A 20,028-nucleotide genomic window follows, 5' to 3' on the forward strand; every position below is an offset into this window, starting at 1 on the left:
AGTTCCACGGCAGGCACCTTCCGTCGTTTCGGGGAGCATAGAACCACCCACCGACAACACACCGACACCCGGCGTCGCCAACCATGCGCGCCGGGCGGGCGGATCCCGTGGGACCCACCCGCCCGGTGCCGTCGACCGTCGTCCTCAGCCGCGCCGACCGTGGTCAGCCGCGTCGACCGTCGCCAACGGTGCCAATCGTCGTGCCGATCGTCGTCAGCCGCGCCGACGCGCCGGCTCCGGCACGTTCGCCTCGACCTGCTCCCGCCGCAGCCGCTCGTCGACGGGTTGCTCCTCGACGACCTCGTCCTTGGTCAGCCGGACCCGCTCGACGGGGACCTGCTCCTTGCTGACCACCGGCCGCTCGGCGCGCAGCTGCATCTCCCGCTGCTCGTCGCCGATGTCGGCCCGGGCGCTGCGGTCCCCGGCCGCGACGGGCTCGTGCTCGATCCGCACCTCGTCGTGTTCCACGGGGACGGTGGTGTGCACGTCCTCGGTGACGACGTGCTTGGTCAGCCGGGCCGCGCCGGCCGGCTCGCTGCGGGTGCCCACCCGCATCCGCTCCTCGGAGCGGGTGACCTCCGCCCGGTCCGCCGGCTGCCGCTGCGGCTGGCTCGGCTCTTCGAGCTGGTAGTGCGCGTAGAGCTGGGCGAGCTGGTCGGCATCCAGCGGCTCGTCCGTGCCCGTCTCCACGCTGGGCGCACCGCGCACGGTCGCCTTGTCGTACGCGAGGGCGAGCTTGCCCTGCTCCATCCGGGACCCCTCCAGCGGGGCCATCGACTCGTGGTGGCCCATGAGCCCGGTCTTCACGCTGACCCAGGTCGGTTCGCCGACGGCGTCGGCCCACACCTGGCCCACACTGCCGATCTTCGCACCCGAGCGGTCCTGGACATCCTGTCCGTACAGCGAACGGATCTGCTGCTCGGTCAGTCGCATGTCTCGTTCCTCTCTCTCGCGGGTCACGACGTGGCTACCCGGCCCCCGGGAAGCACATTCCCCCGCCCTTCCCCGAATAGCAGCAGCACCCCAACCCCCACAGCTGCGTCGATCATGGAGTCGTGGGGGCCGGGAAAGCCTCACGGCGGGCGAAATCCGGCACCCCAACTCCATGATCGACGGGGAAGGGCCGCGCGGCGGGGCATGGGTGGGCGCGGAGCGGGGATGCGGCGGCACGGAAGCAGGCGACGGAAGCAGGCGACGGAAGCAGGCGACGGAAGCGAGGTGTGGGATGACCGCGTCAAACGAGCCGGCCCGGGGTGCCGGCACGACCACCGGCCGGCGGCCGGCCCGGGGCGGCACGGGGGCCAAGACCAGCGCCGCGGCCGCCTTCTCCCTGGTGTTCGGGGTCGCCGCGCTGTTCAGCACGCTGACCGCGATTCTGGCCACCATCGGGCTGATACTCGGCATCATCGGCATCATCCTGGGCGTCTTCGGCCTGAAGATGGCCCGTCGGCCCGGCGTCACCGGCCGTGGGGTGGCCATCGGCGGGCTGGTGCTCAGCATCCTGGCGGTGCTGCTCGGGCTGGCCCTGGCGGCCGGGATCAGCACCTTCGCCAACAACGAGAAGGCCGTAAACCGGCTGGAGCAGCAGGTCGACGACCTGCGCGACAAGCTGGACGACTGACCCGCCCCGAGGCCGCGCCGCACCCCGGTCGGTGCGCGGCGCCCCGGCGTTTGTCGAAGGGGTCACCGGGTAGGTTTCGCGGCTGACCCGAAACGAGGAGGGGACACTTGATGGACGGCCAGATCAAGGTCGCGGTGATCTACTACAGCGCGACCGGCATCACGTACCAGATGGCCCAGGCGGCAAGCGAGGCGGCCGGTGAGGCCGGCGCGGAGGTTCGGCTGCGCAAGGTGCGTGAGCTGGCGCCGGACGAGGCGATTCGCTCCAACTCGGGGTGGCAGGCGCACCGCCTGGAGACCCAGGACGTGATGGAGGCCGAGCCCGACGACCTCTCCTGGGCCGACGTGGTGATCATGGGTGCTCCCACCCGGTACGGCATGATCGCCGCGCAGCTCAAGCAGTTCATCGACACCACCGGCCCGCTCTGGGCGCAGGGGGCGCTGGCCAACAAGGTCTACTCGGCGTTCACCTCGACGGCGACGGCGCACGGCGGGCACGAGTCGACGCTGCTGTCGCTGCTCACCGTCTTCTACCACTGGGGCGGCGTGGTGGTCACCCCCGGCTACACCGAGCCGAGCCAGTTCGTCGCGGGCAACCCGTACGGCGCGTCGCACACCAGCAACAACGGCGAGAACCCGCCGGACGCTGTGGCGCTGGGCGCGACCGCGCTGACCACGAAGCGTGCGGTGCTGATCGCCTCGGCGCTCAAGCGCGGCATGTCGGCCACCGGCTGACGCCACCCCGACCAACTCGCCACCCCGACCGCGCACCCCACCCCCCTTCCCTCGGGTGATCATGAAGCTATTGCCGCCGACACGCCGGGCGAATGGCAATAACTTCATGATCATGGAGGTGGGGGGTGGGAGCGCCGGCCTCGTCGTCGCTAGTCGCGGTCGAGCGGCCCCGGGGTCAGCGCCGCCGTGCCGGCGGGCGTGGCGAGCGGCGGGTGGCCCGGCGGGACCGCCAGCAGGTGCCCCAGCAGGTCGGCCAGGACCGCCAGGCCGTCGCGGCTGAGCACCGACTCCGGGTGGAACTGCACCCCGGCGAAGCCCGGCCCGCGCAGCGCGTGCACCGCCCGGTCGGCCGGGTCCCGGGACAGCTCCACCGGCCCGTACGCGGTGGTCACCCGGTCGGCGTCGGCGACGGCGGTGAACGTGGAGTAGAACCCGACCCTCCGGTCGACGCCGAAGACCGGGACGTCGCGCTGCAATCCCTGGTACGGCGCGTCCCGGCGGCGCAGTGCGAGCCCGAGCAACCCGGCGAGGAGCTGGTGGCTCAGGCACACGGCCAAGGTCGGCGCCCCGGCGGCGAGGCGGGCGGCCAGCAGGCCCCGCAGGGCCGCCATCTTCGGCTGCTCCACCGCCCGGGGGTCGCCCGGTCCGGGGCCGGCCACCACCAGATCGGGCGCGTCGTTGGCGACGGATCGGTGCCACGGGGTCACCTCGACGGCCAGCCCGAGGGCGCGCAACTGGTGGGCGAGCATCCCGGTGAAGGTGTCCTCGCCGTCGACGATCAACGCCCGGCGGCCGGCCAACCCGGGCAGCGCCACCGCCCCGGCGGGTCGCTGGTCGAGCCAGAACCGGGCCAGCGGGGCGTTGCGGGCGGCCAGCGTCGCCCGTACCTGGGGGTCGTCGGCCAGCCGGGGCAGCGGGCCCGGACCGGCCGGCGCGGCGTCCGGGCGCAGGCCGAGGGCGGCCAGCACCCCGGCGGCCTTCGCGTGGGTCTCCGCCACCTCGCCGGCCGGGGTGGAGTGGCGCACCAGGGTCGCCCCGACGCCGACGCGCAGCTCACCGGCGGGGGAGATCTCGGCGGTACGGATCAGGATGGGCGCGTCGAGGGTCTGCCGGCCCGTCTCGTCGCGGCCCAGCAGGGCCAGCACCCCCGCGTAGTAGCGCCGCCCGGCCGGCTCGTACCGCGCGATGACCCGGCAGGCGTTCTCCATCGGGCTGCCGGTGACGGTGGGAGCGAACATGGTCTCCCGCAGCACCTCCCGCACGTCCAGGGTGCTCCGCCCGGCCAGCAGGTACTCGGTGTGCGCCAGCTGCGACATCTCCTTGAGGTACGGGCCGACCACCTGCCCGCCGCGCTCGGCCACCCGCGCCATCATCTTCAGCTCCTCGTCGAGCACCATGGACAGCTCGTCGATCTCCTTCGGGTCGGCGAGGAAGCGCAGCAGCGCCGCCTGGTCCGCCGTCCCGCCGTGCCGGAAGGTGCCGCTGATCGGGTTCATCATGACCAACCCGTCGTCGACGCTGACGTGCCGCTCCGGGCTGGCCCCGACCAGGACGCGGGTGCCGGTGTGCACCACGAACGTCCAGTACGCACCGCGTTCGCGCAGCAGCAGCCGGCGCAGCGCGGCCAGCGCCGCGACCAGCGGGGAGCCCGCGACGGTGGCGCGCGCGGCGCGGTGGACGACGAAGTTCGCCCCCTCGCCCCGGCCGATCTCCTCGGCCAGCACCCGGGCGACGGTCTCGGCGTACTCGGCATCGGCGACGTCGAACCCGGCGTCGGTGGCGTCCACCGGGGCGTCGGGCAGGGCGGCCAGCGCGTCGGCCAGCGGCAACCGGGTGTGCCCGGTGATCTCCAGGCACTCCAGCGGCACGCCGTCGTCGACGCAGTCGAACCCGCGCTCGGCGAGCTGCCGGTAGGGCACCAGCGCGAGGGTGCGCGGCCCGGCCGGGCCGTCGGGCAGCGGGACGTCGGCGAGCCGGTCGACCGGGCGTACGGTGCCGGTGAAGAGCTCCAGGTGCTCGGCGCCCTCGCGGCGCACGAGCGCGAAGGGGCCGGGGTCGACGCCGTCGGCGACGGCGGCGAGCAGGTCGTGCGGGCGGGTCATCGGTTCTCCTGGTGGCCGGGCGGCGCCGTCGGCGGCGGCCTGGTGGGCCGGGAGGAAACCGGCGACCGCCTCGTGGGGCGGCCGCGTGGGGAAGCTACGCGCGGGAGTGGGCCGCCGGGTCGGCGGGCCACCAGCAGGTCGGATGCGCGAGCATGCGACCACCCTACGCGTCGGGCCGCCGGCCGGGGGCGGCGTCCCGCGTTCCGGGACCACCCCGGCACGAGCCGCCGGGTACGGTGTTCGGCGATGAACATCCTCGCCCTGGACCTGGGCACCTCCTCCGTACGCGGGCTCGTGCTCGACGCCGACGCGGCCCCGCTGCCCGGCGCGCTGGCCCGCCGCAAGGTGCACCCCACCGTGGACGACGACGGCACCGGCACCCTGGACGGCCCCGCCTACCTCGCCTGCCTGATCGAGTGCCTGGACGAGCTCGCCGCCGGCGGGCACCTGCGCGACGTGGGTCTGGTCTCCGCCTCCGCCCAGTGGCACTCGGTGCTGCCGCTGGACCGCTCCGGTGAGCCGATGGGGCCGGTGCTGACCTGGCTGGACACCCGCCCCGAGCCGATGGCGGGTTCGACCGGGCCGGCCGACCCCTCCGCCTACCACCGACGCACCGGCACCTGGTCGCACCGCTGCTACTGGTCGGTGCGGCTGCCTTGGCTGCGGCAGCGCTGCGCGACCCCGCCGGCCCGCTTCGTCGGCCTGGTGGAGTACGTGCTGCACGCGCTGCTGGACTCCGCACCGATGTCGGTGTCCCAGGCCTCCGGCACCGGGCTGCTCGACCTGCGCACGATGCGCTGGGACGCCGAGGCGTGCGAGCTGGCGGGCGCGACCCCGGGGCAACTGCCCGAGCTGGCCGGCGACGACTGGCGGGGCCGGCTGCGCCCGGAGCACGCCCGCCGCTGGCCGCAGCTCGCCGACGCGGCCTGGACGCCGCCGGTGGGCGACGGCGCGGCGTCCAACGTGGGCTCCGGCTGCGTGGACGCCTCCCGGGCGGCGGTGACCGTCGGCACCTCGGCGGCGGTGCGCCTGGTGCAGCGGGTGCCGGCCGGCGGCGAGCTGCCGCCCCTGCCCGACGGGCTGTGGCGCTACCGGGTCGACCACGACCACATCGTCACCGGGGCCGCCTACTCCAGCGGTGGGAACCTCTTCGCCTGGGCCTCCCGCGAGCTGCGGGTCCCCGCGGGGGCCGAGCTGGAGGCCGCGCTGGCCCGCATCCCGCCGGGCGGCGGCACGGCGGCCAACCCCCGCTTCGGCGGGGACCGGCCGCCCGGTCACGCCCCGGCCGGCGCGGGCGCGCTGAGCGGGCTGAGCCTCGGCACCGGCGCGGTCGACATCCTGGCCGGCCTGATGTCCAGCGTCTGCGGGCTGGTCGCCGACGACCTCGCCGAGCTGGAGTCGACACTGGAAGGTCCGGTGGAGGTGGTGTTGGGTGGGGGAGCGCTGGCGGCTTCCGCGTGGTGGCGCAACTCGTTCGCCGCCGCCCTGACGCCCCGGTCGGTGCGCTTCCAACCCGACCCGGAGATCGGCGCGACCGGGGCGGCGCGGGTGGCACTGGGGCGGCTGAGCGACCCCGTCGAGCTGCTGACCATCGGCCGGACGGACGAGTCGCCCTCACCGACCCCGTCAGGTCCGCGCGTTCCTCGGTATCCTTCCTGAGCTACCACTCAGCTTGGCCCGTTGACAGGGCCGGCCTGACTGGTTTGATGGACCCCGCTCCCCGACGCGGCGGACGCGAGGGACCTAGGAGGCATGGTGAGCGTAGGTCCCGACCCGGCGGGGAGCGGGGAGTCGAACCGCCGTCGCCGGTTCGACGTCCGCGTCGTGCCCCACCGTCGCCGTTCCCCGCTCCGGCTGCGGGACTGGCGGATGGGGACCAAACTCGTCACCGTGCTCGTCATTCCCTCGGTGGCCTTCCTGGTGCTGGCCGGCGTGCAGACCCGAGGGCTGGTGGGGCGCACCACCGCGCTGAGCGACTTCGCCCGCGAGGTCGGCATCGGCCGGGAGATCACCGACGCGGTGCACCAGATCCAGCGCGAGCGCGACCGCACCGCCGGCGAGCTGGCCGATCTGCGCCGCGTCGGTGGGCAGGCCGACCGGGACGCCTCGGCCGCCGCGCTGAAGCCGTTGCAGTCCGCCAGTGACACCGCCGTGGCGGAGCTGCGACAGGCGGCCGGCCCGCTGGCCGACACCGACGCCGCCTGGCGGGTCGCGTACTCGCGGGTGTTGGAGGCGTACGACCAGGTCGTCTACATCCGGGCGGCCGTGCCCCCGGCGGTGCTGGCCAGCGACACGATCCTGAGCCACTACCACCGGGCCGTCGACGCGCTGCTGACGCTGCTCGCCCAGCCCTCGCCCGGCGCGAGCCAGCGGGCCCTCAACGACGCCGTGCTGCGCTACGTCCACCTGGCCCGGGTCAAGGAACTCTCCTCGCGGATCCGCGCCGAGCTCTACGCCGCCGCCCGCGCCAGCCGCTACGGGGTCGAGGCGCAGGTCGCGCTGACCGACCTGCGGGCCCAGCAGCTCACCGCGCTCGGTGCGTTCCGGGTGGCCGCCACCGACGAGCAGATCCGCCGCTACGACGACGCGTTGGCGGACCCGGCGTTCGCCGCCGCCACCGGGCTGGAGGAGCGCAGCCTGCCCGTGGGCGGCACCGCGCCGCAGCCGCTGCCCGCCGACCAGTGGTGGGCGGCCGGCGAGCAGCGTCAGGAGGTGCTGCGGCGGCTGGAGGCCGGCGTGCTGGGCGACGCGGTGACCCGCGCCGACGACGCCAGCTCCGGCCAGCTGCGGGCCACCCTGCTGGCGGTCGGCTCGATCGGCGCGGTGCTGCTGGTCGCCCTGCTGATCTCGCTGCTGGTCGGGCGCTCCGTCGCCCGCTCGTTGCGGCTGCTGCGCGGCCAGGCGCTGCGGATCGCCAAGATCGAGCTGCCCGACGCCCTGGAACGACTGCGGCAGGTCGACGGCGGGGTCAGCGACATCGAGGTGCCTCCGGCGGTGGTCCGCTCGTTGGACGAGATCGGTGAGCTGGCCGAGGCGTTCGTGGCGGTGCACCGCAGCGCGGTCAGCGTCGCGGTGGAGCAGGCGACGATGCGCCGCAACGTCAACCTGATGTTCGTCAACCTGGCCCGGCGCAGCCAGGTGTTGGTGGAGCGCCAGCTCGAACTCCTCGACGGCCTGGAACGCGAGGAGAGCGACCCGGACCAGCTGGAGAACCTGTTCAAGCTCGACCACCTGGCCGCCCGGATGCGGCGCAACGACGAGAGCCTGTTGGTGCTGGCCGGCAGCGAGTCGACCCGACGGTGGAACCGGCCGGTGGGGCTCGGCGCTGTGCTGCTGGCCGCCAGCGCCGAGATCGAGCAATACCAGCGGGTGCACCGCGAGCAGGCCGAGGAGTTGCACGTCGTCGGGCACGTCATCGGCGACCTGGTGCACCTCTTCGCCGAGCTGCTGGAGAACGCCACCGCCTTCTCCCGGCCCGACACGATGGTGCTGGTCACCGTCCGGCCCGACGGCCTCGGCGCGTTGGTGGAGATCACCGACCAGGGCCTAGGCATGTCCCCGGCCGCGTTGGCCGAGGCGAACGCGGTGCTGGCCGCCCCGCCGGCCGCCGACGTCGCGGCGTCCGAGCGGATGGGGCTCTTCGTGGTCAGCCACCTCGCCGCCCGGCACGCGGTCGAGGTGCGGCTGCATCCCCGCCAGAACGGGCTGGTGGCCCTGGTCCGGATCCCGGCGGCCCTGCTCACCACCGCCGCGACGGCCGAGCAGGGCCTGCCGGCGTCGCGGCGGATGCTCAGCAGCGCGCGGCTCGGCGGGGCCCGGCCGTCGGGGGTCGCCATCACCGGCCGGCCGGAGCTCTCCGCCGCCGCACCGCCCGCTTCGGCAGCGCCGGAGGCCACCGGCACCGGGCGCGGGGGCGTCGCCGGCACGGGGCCCTCGGGCGTGACCGGTGCCGGGCCGTTCGGCCCGGACGATGTGCCGGTGGCCGGGCGGCCTCCGCGCGGCGGCGGCACGCCGCGGCAGCCCCGGGCGGTGCCGGTGCGGGCGGAGGACGTCTTCGCGCCGGCCGGCCGGCAGGCCGCGCCCACCGGCAGCGTCTGGTGGTCGCCGGATGCTCCGGCCGCGAGCGCCGCCCCGCCGGCCCCGACGCCGCCGGCCGTGCCGGTCACCGGCGGGGTCAACGAGCGCGGCCTGCCGGTGCGGGTGCCGATGGCGCAGCTCTCCGCCGTGACGACGCCCGCCCGGCCGGTCCGTCAGGCCCGGCGCGACGACCCGGACCCGGATGCCGTCGGCGGCATGCTGGCCCGGCTGTACAGCGGGGTCCGCCGGGCCGAGGCGGAGGAGACCACCGAGATTTTCCTGCCGCCGCAGGGCGGCGCCACCGAAGGGGGACAACAGTGATGACCTTGAGCCAGGAGGCCCAGGACGTGAGCTGGCTGGTCAGCGGGTTCGCGCAGCGGGTGCCCGGCGTGTTGCACGCGATCGTGGTGTCGTCCGACGGGCTGCTGGTGGCGATCTCCGACCACCTGCCCCGCGACCACGCCGACAAGCTCTCCGCGGTCACCTCGGGGCTGATGAGCATCACCGCCGGGGCCGCGCAGATGTTCGACGGCGACATCGTCAAGCAGACCGTCGTCGAGATGGGTCGCGGCTACTTCCTGGTGATGCAGATTCGCGACGGTTCGATCCTGGCCACCCTGGCCGGCAGCGAGGCCGACATCGGCGTGGTGGGCTACGAGATGGCCCGGCTGGCCAAGCAGGCCGGCGAGAAGCTCACCCCGGCGTTGCGGGCCGAGTTGCAGCAGGCGCTGCCCCGCTGACCCCGAGGTCACCTCCGGGTGCAGTTCTTGCCGCCCTGACGACAAGAACTGCACCCGGACGCGGGGGACTACAGGCCGTTGGCCCGGATCACCTCGCGGTACCAGTGCGCGCTGCGCTTGGGCACCCGGCGCTGGGTCGGGTAGTCCACGTAGATCAGGCCCCAGCGCTGGTCGTACCCCTCGGCCCACTCGAAGTTGTCCAGCAGCGACCAGACGTGGTAGCTCTCCAGGGGCACCCCCTCGGAGACGGCCCGGTGCGCGGCGGCCATGTGGTCGCGCAGGAAGCTGATCCGCCCGGCGTCGTCGACGGTGCCGTCGGCGGAGAGGGTGTCGGCCTGCGGCAGGCCGTTCTCGGTGACGGTCAGCGGGACCGGCCCGTACTCGCGGGTGATCCGGGTCAGGATGTCGTACATGCCGTCGGGGTAGATCTGCTGCCAGTCCGCCTGCGAGGTGGGCCAGCGCATGACGGTGCCGCCGTCGCCGGTGACGTAGTACGGCGTGTAGTACTGCACGGCGAGCAGGTCGATGGGCGAGGAGATGATCTCCAGGTCGCCGTCGGCGATGCCCCGGACCATCCGGCTGTCGCCGCCGAGGTCGGCGAGCACGTCGGCCGGGTAGCTGCCCCGCAGGATCGAGTCGAGGTAGAGGCGGTTCTCGTACCCGTCGTGTAGGTGTGCGGCGCGGGCGGCCTCGGCGCTGTCGTCGGCCGGGTAGCTGGGGTGCAGGTTGAGCGCGGGGCCGATCCGGCCCGGGCCGGTGGCGCGCAGCGCCTGCACGGCCAGGCCGTGGGCCAGCTGGAGGTGGTGGGCGACCAGGTACGCCGCCTGCGGGTCCTGGAAGCCCGGGGCGTGGTGGCCCATCAGGTAGCCGTTCTGCACCACGGTCTTCGGCTCGTTGATGGTCAGCCAGACCGGCACGGCCTCGCCGAGGCTGCGGAAGACCGCCTCGGCGTACTCGGCGAAGCGGTAGGCGGTGTCCCGGTTCTCCCACCCGCCGGCGTCCTGCAACGCCTGCGGCAGGTCCCAGTGGAACAGGGTGGCCATGGGGGAGATGCCCCGCTCGTGCAGCCCGTCGACCAGCCGGCGGTAGAAGTCCAGGCCGCGCTGGTTGGGGGCTCCGGTGCCGTCCGGCTGCACGCGCGGCCAGGCGATGGAGAAGCGGTAGCTGCGCAGCCCGAGGTCGCGCATCAGGTCGAGATCCTCGACGTAGCGGTGGTAGTGGTCGGCGGCCACGTCGCCGGTGTCGCCGTTGCGGGTCCGGCCGGGGGCACGGCTGAAGGTGTCCCAGACCGATTCGCCCCGGCCGTCCTCCTTGGCGCCGCCCTCGACCTGGTACGCCGAGGTGGCCGCGCCCCAGCCGAAGCCGGCGGGGAAGCGCAGCGGACCCTCGGACCCGCCGGTGGGCGCGGTGTCGGGGTCCGACCCGGTCCCGCCGCCGGCGGCCGGGTCGCCGACGGTCGCGGGGGTGCCGGAGTGCAGGCCCGCGTCGGCGGCGCTGGCGCTGGCGGAGGGTGCGGCGTGGCTGTTGGGCCGCCGCGGGGTGAGCATCGACATGGGGCGTTCTCCTTGTGGTGGGTGCCCGCCGCAACCGGCCGGGAGCGCTCCCATCATAAGGCAGGCGGGAGCGGCCGACCGTGACCGCGGCGCGGTCGGCTCTGCGGGGCGGGAAGGTCCGGCGGGGCCGGGTGCGGCGGGGGTGATGGGACGCGGTCGGCGGGGGTGTGAGGCTGCGCCGCCGTGCGCCAACAGCGAGCGAGGCCGGCCGGGTGGCGTGCGACGCCTGACCCGTCGGCCTCTTTTCCCATCATGGAAGGGGGTTTAGTGTGGGGACGGGGGAGGGCAACCCCCGTCCCCACCTTTGGTTGCACACACGCACGGATGGAATTGGCGTCCTGTCGTGCGTGTCGCGCGGGAGCCGGGCCACGCGAGTGGCTCTGGTTCCACCTCCCTCCATTGCCGGTGGGTGGTGGCTGGCGGCGGCGTCCGGGCTGGCCCGCCGTCAGCCCTCGGGGTGGTGCACCGGGGACGTCGCGGGCACGACGCCCCCGGTTGACAAACTCTGTGAACCATCGTCGATGGAAGCGCTCCCATCGGCCGATGTTGCGACTGTAACGCCCGTCACGGGTTTGTGAAAGACCCCGAACGAGATCGAAACATCTAGCTGCTTCTCTGTTGGCGCGGCTTGTTGTGGGAGCGCTTCCATGCCACACTGTCGAACACCGCGACGAGGAGCCAGCTCGCGTGAGCGCGGGTCGCCGAGGGCATCCGGTCCATCCGGACGGCACCCCAGCAGGACGGACGTCGGGTCTCGACGCCCGCCCCGCCGCACCCCGACCGGGCCGGATCGACCACCATTCCGAGCGCCTCCGTCCCCCCGTGCGACCCGCACGTGGAGGCGCCCCGCCGGGGCCCCACGGCCCCGGCCTGGTCCGAGGAGACACCGCGCACATGAGACTCCTGGCAAGACGTCGCCGGACGGCGTTACTCGCCGCCGCCACGTTGGTCGTCGGCGGGGTAGCCCTGCCGGCGAGCGCCGCGCAGGCCGCACCGGCCTGCGACGTGGTCTACGCCACCAACGACTGGGGCAGCGGCTTCACCGCCAATGTCACCATCAAGAACCTGGGCGACGCCATCAACGGCTGGTCGCTGAAGTGGACGTTCCCCAACAGCACCCAGCGGGTGAGCCAGGGCTGGCAGGCCAAGTTCAGCCAGTCCGGCAGCGAGGTGACCGCGACCAACGAGTCGTACAACGGCAACCTCGGCACCGGGGCGTCGACCACCATCGGCTTCAACGGCAGCTACTCCGGCAGCAACCCGAAGCCGACCGCGTTCACCCTCAACGGCGTGACCTGCAACGGCACCCCCTCCAACCAGCCGCCCACGGTCTCCCTCGGCGTGCCGACCGGGCCGTTCGAGGCCCCGGCGGACGTGCCGCTGACCGCCACCGCCAGCGACCCCGACGGCACGATCGCCAAGGTCGAGTTCTACCGCAACGGCCTGCTGGTCAACACCGACACCAGCGCGCCGTACGCCTACACCCTGGAGGACCTGCCGGCCGGCAGCTACACCGTCCAGGCCAAGGCCTACGACAACGCCAACGGCATCGGCGTGGCCGAGAAGGCGTTCACCGTCGCGGCCGCCTCCGGGCCCCAGCTGGTGGCCACCCCGTCGGCCGTGAGCGTGAACGAGGGCGGCACCGCCACCTTCAACCTGAAGCTCAGCGCGGCCCCCACCGCCAGCGTGCCGGTCACGCTGACCCGCACCGGTGACACCGACATCACGGTCAGCCCGGCCACGGCCACGCTGACCTCGGCCAACTGGAACACCGGGGTCACCGTCACGGTCGCCGCGGCCGAGGACTCCGACACCACCGGCGGCACCGCCACGATCACCGCCACCGGCACCGGCCTGGCCTCCCTGGCCGTCGCCGCCACGGAGATCGACAACGACGCCCCCGGCGGGGACAACACCTACATCAAGCGCTTCCTCGACCAGTACGGCAAGATCAAGAACTCGGGGTACTTCAGCCCCGAGGGGGTGCCCTACCACTCGATCGAGACGCTGATCGTCGAGGCGCCCGACCACGGCCACGAGACCACCTCCGAGGCGTTCAGCTTCTGGCTGTGGCTGGAGGCCCAGTACGGCCGGGTCACCCAGAACTGGGCCCCGTTCAACAACGCCTGGACGGTGATGGAGAAGTACATCATCCCGTCGCACGCCGACCAGCCCACCGCCGGCTCCGCCGGCACCCCGCAGTACGCCGCGGAGTACAACCTGCCCAGCCAGTACCCCTCGGCGCTCAACGGAAGCGTCCCGGTGGGGCAGGACCCGCTCCGCTCGGAGCTGCAGTCCACCTACGGCACCGGCGACATCTACGGCATGCACTGGCTGATGGACGTCGACAACACCTACGGCTTCGGCCGCTGCGGCGACGGCACCACCAAGCCGGCGTACATCAACACCTTCCAGCGCGGCACCCAGGAGTCGGTCTGGGAGACCATCCCGCAGCCGTCCTGCGACACCTTCAAGCACGGCGGCCAGTACGGCTACCTCGACCTCTTCGTCAAGGACTCCGGCGCCCCCGCCAAGCAGTGGAAGTACACCAACGCCCCCGACGCGGACGCTCGCGCCGTGCAGGCCGCGTACTGGGCCCTGACCTGGGCCAAGGAGCAGGGCAAGCAGGCCGACGTCGCCGCCACCGTGGCCAAGGCCGCGAAGATGGGTGACTACCTGCGGTACGCGATGTTCGACAAGTACTTCAAGAAGATCGGCAACTGCGTCGGGGCCTCCACCTGCCCCGCCGGCACCGGCAAGGACTCGGCGCACTACCTGATGTCCTGGTACTACGCCTGGGGCGGCGCGTACGACACCAGCCAGAACTGGTCGTGGCGCATCGGCTCCAGCCACAACCACTTCGGTTACCAGAACCCGTTCGCGGCCTGGGCGCTGACCAACGTGCCCGAGCTCAAGCCGCAGTCGGCGACCGCGGTGACGGACTGGCAGAAGAGCTTCGACCGGCAGCTGGAGTTCTACACCTGGCTGCAGTCCGCCGAGGGTGGCATCGCCGGCGGCGCCACCAACAGCTGGGACGGCAGCTACGCCCAGCCCCCGTCGGGCACCGCCACCTTCTACGGCATGTTCTACGACGTCGACCCGGTCTACAACGACCCGCCGTCGAACCAGTGGTTCGGCATGCAGGCCTGGTCGATGCAGCGCATCGCCGAGCTGTACCTGCAGACCGGCAACGCCAAGGCCAAGGCGCTGCTCGACAAGTGGGTGCCGTGGGCCATCGCCAACACCACCGTGGGCACCAACTGGTCCATCCCGTCGGACATGAAGTGGACCGGCCAGCCCACCAACTGGAACCCGAGCGACCCGCAGCCCAACACCAACCTGCACGTCGAGGTCACCGTGAAGGGCCAGGACGTCGGCGTCGCCGCCGCCTACGCCCGGACCCTGATCGCGTACGCGGCGAAGTCCGGCAACGCGGCGGCCAAGACCACCGCCAAGGGCCTGCTCGACGCGCTCTACGCGGCGACCGACGCCAAGGGCGTCTCGATGCCGGAGAAGCGCGGCGACTACAAGCGCTTCGACGACGTCTACAACGCCGCCGACGGCCAGGGGCTCTACGTCCCGCCGGGCTGGACCGGGAAGATGCCCAACGGTGACGCCATCGCCGCCGGCAAGAGCTTCCTCGACATCCGGTCCTTCTACAAGAACGACCCCGACTGGCCGAAGGTGCAGGCCTACCTCGACGGCGGCGCGGAGCCGACGTTCAACTACCACCGGTTCTGGGCGCAGGCCGACGTAGCCATGGCGTACGCCGACTACGGAAACCTCTTCCCGAACGGGTGACCCGATCCTCCGGGTGGGCGGCGCGGCCCGCCCACCCGGAGCCCGGCCGGGCCCGGGGGAACGTCAGAGCCCGGCCGGCGGACGGCCCGACCCCCACGGTCGGGCCGGGGCGGGCCGGCCACCGGTCGACGGTGGTCGGCCCGCCCTACCGTCTCAGAGCCCTACCGCCCTACCGCCCGAAGCCGAACTTGCCGCGAAAACGTGCCGGAAAAAGTGACAGTCGAGGGATCACGAGACGCTCGTCCACGGAGTAACGTACGTCACCAGAGAGGCCGCTCCCCCCGTGGCGGCCTCTCCTTATGCGTGCTGGTCATGATGGGTGCCGGGCGCGGTCACCGGGTGTCGCAGCCCCGGGTGCCCGGCGGGCAGCGACCGGCGGATCACCGGCCAGCTCACCGCCAGCGCCGCCGCCACCAGCGGCCAGGTCAGCGCGACCCGCGCCACCACCAGCGCCACCACCTGCCCGCCGAGGTAGAGCGGCACGAAGACCGCCACCCGCAGCACGTACGTCGCCGCCCACACCCAACTCGCCCGCGAGTACGCCCGCAGCAGCGCCCGGTCACGCCGCCACCGCCCCCGCTGGCGCAGCACGGTGCCCACCACCACGCCGAGCAGCGGCCAACGGAGCACGATGCTGACCACCCAGGCCAGCGCGCTGGCCGCGTTCGAGAGCACCTGGAGCAGGAAGAAGTCGGTGGCCCGTCCGGTGCGCAGCGCGATCAGCGCGGCCACGCAGACCGCGAGCAGGCCGACCAGCACCGAGCGCGGCCGGTGCCCCCGGCGCAGCCGCCATAGCGCCACGGCGGTGCCGGTCAGCACGGCGGCGGCGACCCCGGCGACCAGCGAGTTGCCTGTGGACAACCAGCCGACCGCGAACGCCACCGGCGGCAGCGTGGCGTCGATCGCGCCCCGCCGGCCGCCGAGCAGATCCGCCAGCGACTCCGGGGAGCCCGTCGGCGACGGCGCACTGGCGGGCGGCGGCGCACTGGCGGGCGGCGGTGGACAGGTGGGCGGCGGTGGACAGGTGGGCGGCCCCTCGGGCCCAGGGGTGGCGGTCACCGGCAACCTCCTGTGAATCCGCTACCGGGATGTGGGCCAGTGCTCCGGTCTTCAGGCCGGGGTGAAGGCCCGCGCTGTGCGGGCCGCCAAGGCCTGAGCGGTGCCTTAGGCCGGGCGGTTCTGCTGTTCGATGTACTGACGCACGATACTCGGCGGTGCCCCGCCCGGGGAGCGGGCGAAGTACGAGCCTGACCACAGTTTGTGAGCGGTCTCGATCGGACCCGGCTGGCCAAGAGCGTGCACGACGCCGGGTGGGCCAGCTTCACCGCCATGGTGGAGTACAAGGCCGCGAGGTACGGGCGCACGTTCGCCCGGGTGGACCGGTTCTTCCCGTCCACCCGGATGTGCTCCGACTGCGGCCGGGTCGGCGACAAGCTGGCGCTGAACGTCCGGTCGTGGAGTTGCCCGTGCGGCAGCCACCACGACCGGGACGTCAACGCCGCGAAGAACATCAGGGCCGCCGGACGGGCGGACCTCAACGACCGTGGGGCGCAGGTAAGACCGGGACTCGTCCCGGCACCGCGCCGTGAAGCGGTAACCCACCCGGACGTTGCGTGTTCCACGCGCAGCGTGGAGGGAACCGCCGTCGTTCAGCTTCAGGGCGGAGAGGATGTCAGAAACTAACGCCAGAATGTCGGTGGGCCACCGGGAGACGCTCCGGGGCAGGCCGCTACGGTGTGCGGGTGCGCGCGACGGCGAGAGGTTGGACGGCAGTCTGGTTGGTCGTACTGGCCCTGGCCCAGACGGCCGCCTTCATCGTGGTGTGGCGTGCCGCCCTGCACACCGAGCTGGGCCAGTGGCTCGACACGGTCGCCCTGACGGGCAACCAGATCGGTCAGGACACCGTCGCCGCGCCGGTCAACCGCATCCTCAACACCATGTCGGTGTTGTCGCTGGTGGTGGCGACCGCGGTGATCGGCTTCATCGCGCTGATCCGCCGCCGGTTGGCGCTGGCCATCACCGCCACCCTGCTGATCGCCGGCGCGAACGTCACCACCCAGTTGCTGAAACACTTCCTCATCCGCCCCGAGTTCGGCATCGACCCCGAGCGGACCGGCGCCGGCAACAGCCTGCCCAGCGGGCACACCGCCGTGGCGGCCTCCGTGGCCCTCGCGCTGATCCTGGTGCTCCCGCGCAAGGTCCGGGTCCTCGGCGCGTTCATCGGCGCCGCGTACGCGGCCATCGCCGGCGTGGCGACCCTCTCCGCCGGCTGGCACCGCCCGAGCGACGCCGTGGCGGCCTTCCTGGTGGTCGGGGTCTGGGCGGCGCTGGCCGGCCTGCTGCTGCTGGTGACCCAACGGGAACAGGCACAGGTCGAAAGCGCCGACGCCCATCGCGTCGCCGCCATCGTGCTCGGCCTGGGCGGCACCCTCGCCGTGGTCGCGTCGGCGCTGGCCCTGTCCTGGCTGGTCGACCTGCCCCGGCTGGCCCCGGAGAGCATGGGCCGCCGCCCGCTCTTCATCGGCTACGCCGGCAGCGCCGCCGGCATCGCCGGCACCATGGCCATCGTCGCGGCGCTGGTGCTGGTCATGGTGCACCGCCTGGTGCCCCGCATCAAGGGCTGAGCCCTCGCCCACCCCGGATCTCTGACATGCCGCCTCCCCGTACACCGCCGGCTCTCACCCCCGTCCCTGCATCCCCACGCGTCGAATGGTCAAGATCCGCGCATCTTCCCCGAAGATGCTGGGTCGGAGCCGGGGTGGAGAGATGGTCGGTCGTGAGAAGGTGACGGTGGCTGGGTGGGGGAGGATCGTGGTGTCGATACGGGCGGCGTTTCGCGCGGAGTGCGCGACCCTGGGCGGGGTCCTGCGGGGCCTCGAGCCGGCCGACCTGGACCGGCCGACCGACTGCCCACCGTGGGCCGTACGGGACCTCGTCGCGCACGTTGCCACCGGTGCGGGGCGGCTCGTCGACATGCTCGCCGCGCCGGCCCCGCCCCGCGCCGAGGTGGACGCCGCCGGCTATTTTGGCGCGGCCAAGTTCGCCCCCGAGGTCGACCGGGCGCGCATCGACAGCGCCCGCCGGTCCGCCCGCGAACTGCCCGACCCGGCGGCGGTCGCCGCCGGATTCGACCGGGCCTGGCGTTCGACCGACGAGGCGGTGGCCCGGCAGCCCGCCGGTCGCCTGGTCCGCACCCGGCACGGCGACGCCATGACCCTGACCGACTTCCTGGTGACCCGGGTGGTGGAGGTCGGCGTGCACGGCCTGGACCTGGCCGCCGCCCTGGGCCGCGAGCCGTGGCTGACGCCTGCGGCGGCCGAGGCCGTCGCTCCGCTGCTCACCGGTGGTCGGGTCGTCCCGACGGAACTCGGCTGGGACCGGCTGACGCTGGTCGGCAAGGCCACCGGCCGGGTGCCGCTCATCGACCGGGAACGGACCGTGACCGAGTCCGCCGGAATCCGCTGGCCGACCTTCGGCGGGTGAGCGCGACGCCCGGCCCGGTGGGTCGGGCGTGACGCCGGTCCGGGGGCTGGAGGGCTTGCCGGGGAGGCGGGCAGCCGTCAGGATCGACCGATGACGAACCGATGGGGCATGACCGTGCCGCTCAGCGGCATTCCGTTGGCAGAGCACGCCACCGTCTACGCGGCCCTGCACCGGGCGGGCTTCACCGACGTCTGGTCGTCGGAGGTCAACGGGACCGACGCGTTCACCCCGCTGGCGCTCGCCGCGGCGTGGCAACCGGAGCTTCGCCTGGGCACCGCCATCACCCCCGCCTTCACCCGGGGGCCGGGGCTGCTGGCGATGAGCGCCGCCGCGCTCGCCGAGACCGCCCCCGGCCGGTTCGCCCTCGGCATCGGCGCGTCCTCGCCGGTGGTGGTGCGGGACTGGAACGCCGTGTCCTTCGACGAGCCGTTCAAGCGCACCCGGGACGTGCTGCGCTTCCTGCGGGCCGCGCTGTCCGGGCAGACCGTCGACGGCGCGTACGACACCTTCGCGGTGCGCCGGTTCACCCTGGACCGGCCGCCCGCCGTGCCGCCGGCGCTGCTGCTGGCCGCGCTGCGCCCGGGGATGCTGCGGTTGGCCGCCGCCGAGGCCGACGGGGTGATCCTCAACTGGCTCGCCGCCGCCGACGTGCCGACCGTCCTGGCCGAGCTGGGCGAGCGGCGCGACGGGTTCGAGGTGGTGGCCCGGCTCTTCGTCTGCCCGACCTCCGACGCCGGGCACGCCCGCGCCCTCGGCCGCCGGCTGATCACCAGCTACCTCTCCGTCCCCGCGTACGCGCAGTTCCACCGCTGGCTGGGGCGCGCGGAGGCGCTGGATCCGATGTGGCGGGCCTGGGCGGCCGGTGACCGGCGCGGCGCGGGGGCCGCCGTGCCCGACGAGATCGTCGACGCGCTGGTGCTGCACGGATCGCCCGAGGAATGCCGCGACCAGGTGCGCCGCTACGCCGACGCGGGTGTGGACGTGCCGGTGCTGGCCCTGCTCCCCACCCCCGAGCTGGCGGCCGGCGGCGCGGCGGCGCTCGGTGACCTGATCACGCGCCTGGGCGGAGGCGAGCCGAGGTGAACCTGACCGACCGGATCGTGGTGATCACCGGTGGGGCCGGCGGCATCGGCTCCGCCATGGCCCGCCGGTTCGCCGCCGAGGGCGCCGCCGCCGTGGTGGTGGCCGACCTCGACGTCGCGGCGGCCCGCGCGGTCGCCGAGGGCATCGGCCCGGTGGCCCACCCCGTCGAGCTGGACGTGGCCGACGAGGAGCAGGTCCGCGCGCTGGTCGCCGACACAGAGCGGCGGTACGGGCGGATCGATCTGTTCTGCGCCAACGCGGGCGTCGCCTCCGCCGGTGGGTTGGAGGTCGACGACGCCGGCTGGGACCGGCTCTGGCGGGTGAACGTGCTCTCCCACGTCTACGCCGCCCGCGCGGTGCTCCCGGCGATGCTGGCCCGGGGCGGTGGCTACCTGCTGCACACCTGCTCGGCGGCGGGCGTGCTGACCTCCGTCGGCGACGCCCCGTACGCGACCACCAAGCACGCGGCCGTCGGCTTCGCCGAGTGGCTCTCCATCACCTACCGCGACCAGGGCATCCGCATCAGCGCGCTCTGCCCGCAGGGGGTGGACACGCCGATGCTCAGCGAGGGGCTGGCCACCGGCCACCTGGCTGCCCGGGTGATCGCCGCGTCCGGGCCGGTGCTCACCGCCGACCAGGTCGCCGACACCGTGGTCGCCGGCCTCGCCGAGGAGCGCTTCCTGATCCTGCCGCACCCGGAGGTCGCCGACTACGCCCGACGCCGGGCGGAGGATCCCGACGGCTGGCAGTCCGGCCTGCGCAAGCTCGTCCGCCGCCTGCGCTCCTGAGGACTTCGGCATAGCGGTCATGATCGAGCGGATCGTGTTCGCGTGG

15 protein-coding genes and 1 pseudogene are annotated in these 20,028 nt (G+C 73.6%); 11 read left to right on the top strand and 5 right to left on the bottom strand.

What is annotated here, in order from left to right:
* Positions 1 to 213: 213 nt before the first annotated feature.
* Entirely contained in the window at positions 214 to 933 is a 720-nt protein-coding gene (locus ACLQ2V_RS13585) for a YsnF/AvaK domain-containing protein (protein WP_425718787.1), read from the bottom strand.
* Positions 934 to 1,225: 292 nt separating this feature from the next.
* On the opposite strand from ACLQ2V_RS13585, the gene ACLQ2V_RS13590 reads away from it, so the two are divergent.
* Positions 1,226 to 1,621 carry a hypothetical protein gene (locus tag ACLQ2V_RS13590; RefSeq protein ID WP_425718788.1) on the top strand — a complete coding sequence of 132 codons (396 nt, stop codon included), beginning with the start codon at positions 1,226 to 1,228 and terminating at the stop codon, positions 1,619 to 1,621.
* 110 nt (positions 1,622 to 1,731) lie between these two features.
* Positions 1,732 to 2,355, top strand: coding sequence for an NAD(P)H:quinone oxidoreductase (gene wrbA, locus ACLQ2V_RS13595; RefSeq protein ID WP_425718789.1), 624 nt, complete (start codon positions 1,732 to 1,734; stop codon positions 2,353 to 2,355).
* 149 nt (positions 2,356 to 2,504) lie between these two features.
* Here the strand turns inward: wrbA and ACLQ2V_RS13600 are convergent, their stop codons facing one another.
* Positions 2,505 to 4,457, bottom strand: a complete 1,953-nt coding sequence (locus ACLQ2V_RS13600; protein WP_425718790.1) for a chorismate-binding protein — start codon at positions 4,455 to 4,457, stop codon at positions 2,505 to 2,507.
* Positions 4,458 to 4,703: 246 nt separating this feature from the next.
* Here ACLQ2V_RS13600 and ACLQ2V_RS13605 point away from each other — a divergent pair, with 246 nt between their 5' ends.
* The 3 genes from ACLQ2V_RS13605 to ACLQ2V_RS13615 all read left to right on the top strand — a co-directional run bounded on the left by ACLQ2V_RS13605 (position 4,704) and on the right by ACLQ2V_RS13615 (position 9,274).
* Positions 4,704 to 6,116 carry an FGGY family carbohydrate kinase gene (locus ACLQ2V_RS13605; RefSeq protein WP_425718791.1) on the top strand — a complete coding sequence of 471 codons (1,413 nt, stop codon included), beginning with the start codon at positions 4,704 to 4,706 and terminating at the stop codon, positions 6,114 to 6,116.
* Positions 6,117 to 6,209: 93 nt separating this feature from the next.
* Complete coding sequence (locus ACLQ2V_RS13610) at positions 6,210 to 8,855, top strand: sensor histidine kinase (protein WP_425718792.1); 2,646 nt, start codon at positions 6,210 to 6,212, stop codon at positions 8,853 to 8,855.
* Entirely contained in the window at positions 8,852 to 9,274 is a 423-nt protein-coding gene (locus ACLQ2V_RS13615; RefSeq protein ID WP_425718793.1) for a roadblock/LC7 domain-containing protein, read from the top strand. Before ACLQ2V_RS13610 ends, ACLQ2V_RS13615 begins: the two co-directional genes overlap by 4 nt.
* A gap of 68 nt (positions 9,275 to 9,342) precedes the next feature.
* On the opposite strand, the gene ACLQ2V_RS13620 is transcribed toward ACLQ2V_RS13615, so the two are convergent.
* Positions 9,343 to 10,827 (bottom strand): GH1 family beta-glucosidase, encoded by a 1,485-nt coding sequence (locus ACLQ2V_RS13620; RefSeq protein ID WP_425718794.1) that lies wholly within the window; start codon positions 10,825 to 10,827, stop codon positions 9,343 to 9,345.
* A gap of 903 nt (positions 10,828 to 11,730) precedes the next feature.
* Between ACLQ2V_RS13620 and ACLQ2V_RS13625 the strand changes: the two genes are divergently transcribed.
* Positions 11,731 to 14,628 (top strand): glycoside hydrolase family 48 protein, encoded by a 2,898-nt coding sequence (locus ACLQ2V_RS13625; RefSeq protein WP_425718844.1) that lies wholly within the window; start codon positions 11,731 to 11,733, stop codon positions 14,626 to 14,628.
* 297 nt (positions 14,629 to 14,925) lie between these two features.
* Here the strand turns inward: ACLQ2V_RS13625 and ACLQ2V_RS13630 are convergent, their stop codons facing one another.
* Both ACLQ2V_RS13630 and ACLQ2V_RS13635 read right to left on the bottom strand, forming a co-directional pair.
* On the bottom strand, positions 14,926 to 15,555 hold the full coding sequence (locus tag ACLQ2V_RS13630; protein WP_425718845.1) for a DUF3159 domain-containing protein: 630 nt from the start codon (positions 15,553 to 15,555) through the stop codon (positions 14,926 to 14,928).
* Between the two features lie 237 nt (positions 15,556 to 15,792).
* Positions 15,793 to 15,885 (bottom strand): annotated as a pseudogene (locus ACLQ2V_RS13635) (IS200/IS605 family transposase); the annotation flags it as partial.
* A gap of 3 nt (positions 15,886 to 15,888) precedes the next feature.
* Between ACLQ2V_RS13635 and ACLQ2V_RS13640 the strand changes: the two are divergent.
* The 5 genes from ACLQ2V_RS13640 (at position 15,889) to ACLQ2V_RS13660 (ending at position 19,982) form a co-directional block, all read left to right on the top strand.
* Positions 15,889 to 16,311: an RNA-guided endonuclease InsQ/TnpB family protein gene (locus tag ACLQ2V_RS13640; RefSeq protein ID WP_425718795.1), complete on the top strand. Its 423-nt coding sequence runs from the start codon at positions 15,889 to 15,891 to the stop codon at positions 16,309 to 16,311.
* Between the two features lie 53 nt (positions 16,312 to 16,364).
* Positions 16,365 to 17,252, top strand: coding sequence for a phosphatase PAP2 family protein (locus ACLQ2V_RS13645; RefSeq protein WP_425718796.1), 888 nt, complete (start codon positions 16,365 to 16,367; stop codon positions 17,250 to 17,252).
* 142 nt (positions 17,253 to 17,394) lie between these two features.
* On the top strand, positions 17,395 to 18,111 hold the full coding sequence (locus ACLQ2V_RS13650) for a maleylpyruvate isomerase N-terminal domain-containing protein (RefSeq protein WP_425718797.1): 717 nt from the start codon (positions 17,395 to 17,397) through the stop codon (positions 18,109 to 18,111).
* Between the two features lie 108 nt (positions 18,112 to 18,219).
* Entirely contained in the window at positions 18,220 to 19,194 is a 975-nt protein-coding gene (locus ACLQ2V_RS13655; RefSeq protein ID WP_425718846.1) for an LLM class F420-dependent oxidoreductase, read from the top strand.
* Positions 19,191 to 19,982, top strand: a complete 792-nt coding sequence (locus ACLQ2V_RS13660; RefSeq protein ID WP_425718798.1) for an SDR family oxidoreductase — start codon at positions 19,191 to 19,193, stop codon at positions 19,980 to 19,982. The genes ACLQ2V_RS13655 and ACLQ2V_RS13660 overlap by 4 nt, the downstream gene beginning before the upstream one ends.
* Positions 19,983 to 20,028 lie beyond the last annotated feature (46 nt).

Origin of the sequence: Micromonospora sp. DT233, assembly GCF_049841815.1 — a bacterium.
In the GTDB taxonomy this organism is placed as follows: domain Bacteria; phylum Actinomycetota; class Actinomycetes; order Mycobacteriales; family Micromonosporaceae; genus Micromonospora.

Coding starts and splice junctions, on each gene's coding strand:
- ACLQ2V_RS13585 (WP_425718787.1), bottom strand. CDS start 933: ATGCGACTGACCGAGCAGCAGATCCGTTCGCTGTACGGACAGGATGTC.
- ACLQ2V_RS13590 (WP_425718788.1), top strand. CDS start 1,226: ATGACCGCGTCAAACGAGCCGGCCCGGGGTGCCGGCACGACCACCGGC.
- wrbA (WP_425718789.1), top strand. CDS start 1,732: ATGGACGGCCAGATCAAGGTCGCGGTGATCTACTACAGCGCGACCGGC.
- ACLQ2V_RS13600 (WP_425718790.1), bottom strand. CDS start 4,457: ATGACCCGCCCGCACGACCTGCTCGCCGCCGTCGCCGACGGCGTCGAC.
- ACLQ2V_RS13605 (WP_425718791.1), top strand. CDS start 4,704: ATGAACATCCTCGCCCTGGACCTGGGCACCTCCTCCGTACGCGGGCTC.
- ACLQ2V_RS13610 (WP_425718792.1), top strand. CDS start 6,210: ATGGTGAGCGTAGGTCCCGACCCGGCGGGGAGCGGGGAGTCGAACCGC.
- ACLQ2V_RS13620 (WP_425718794.1), bottom strand. CDS start 10,827: ATGTCGATGCTCACCCCGCGGCGGCCCAACAGCCACGCCGCACCCTCC.
- ACLQ2V_RS13650 (WP_425718797.1), top strand. CDS start 17,395: ATGGTCGGTCGTGAGAAGGTGACGGTGGCTGGGTGGGGGAGGATCGTG.
- ACLQ2V_RS13655 (WP_425718846.1), top strand. CDS start 18,220: ATGACCGTGCCGCTCAGCGGCATTCCGTTGGCAGAGCACGCCACCGTC.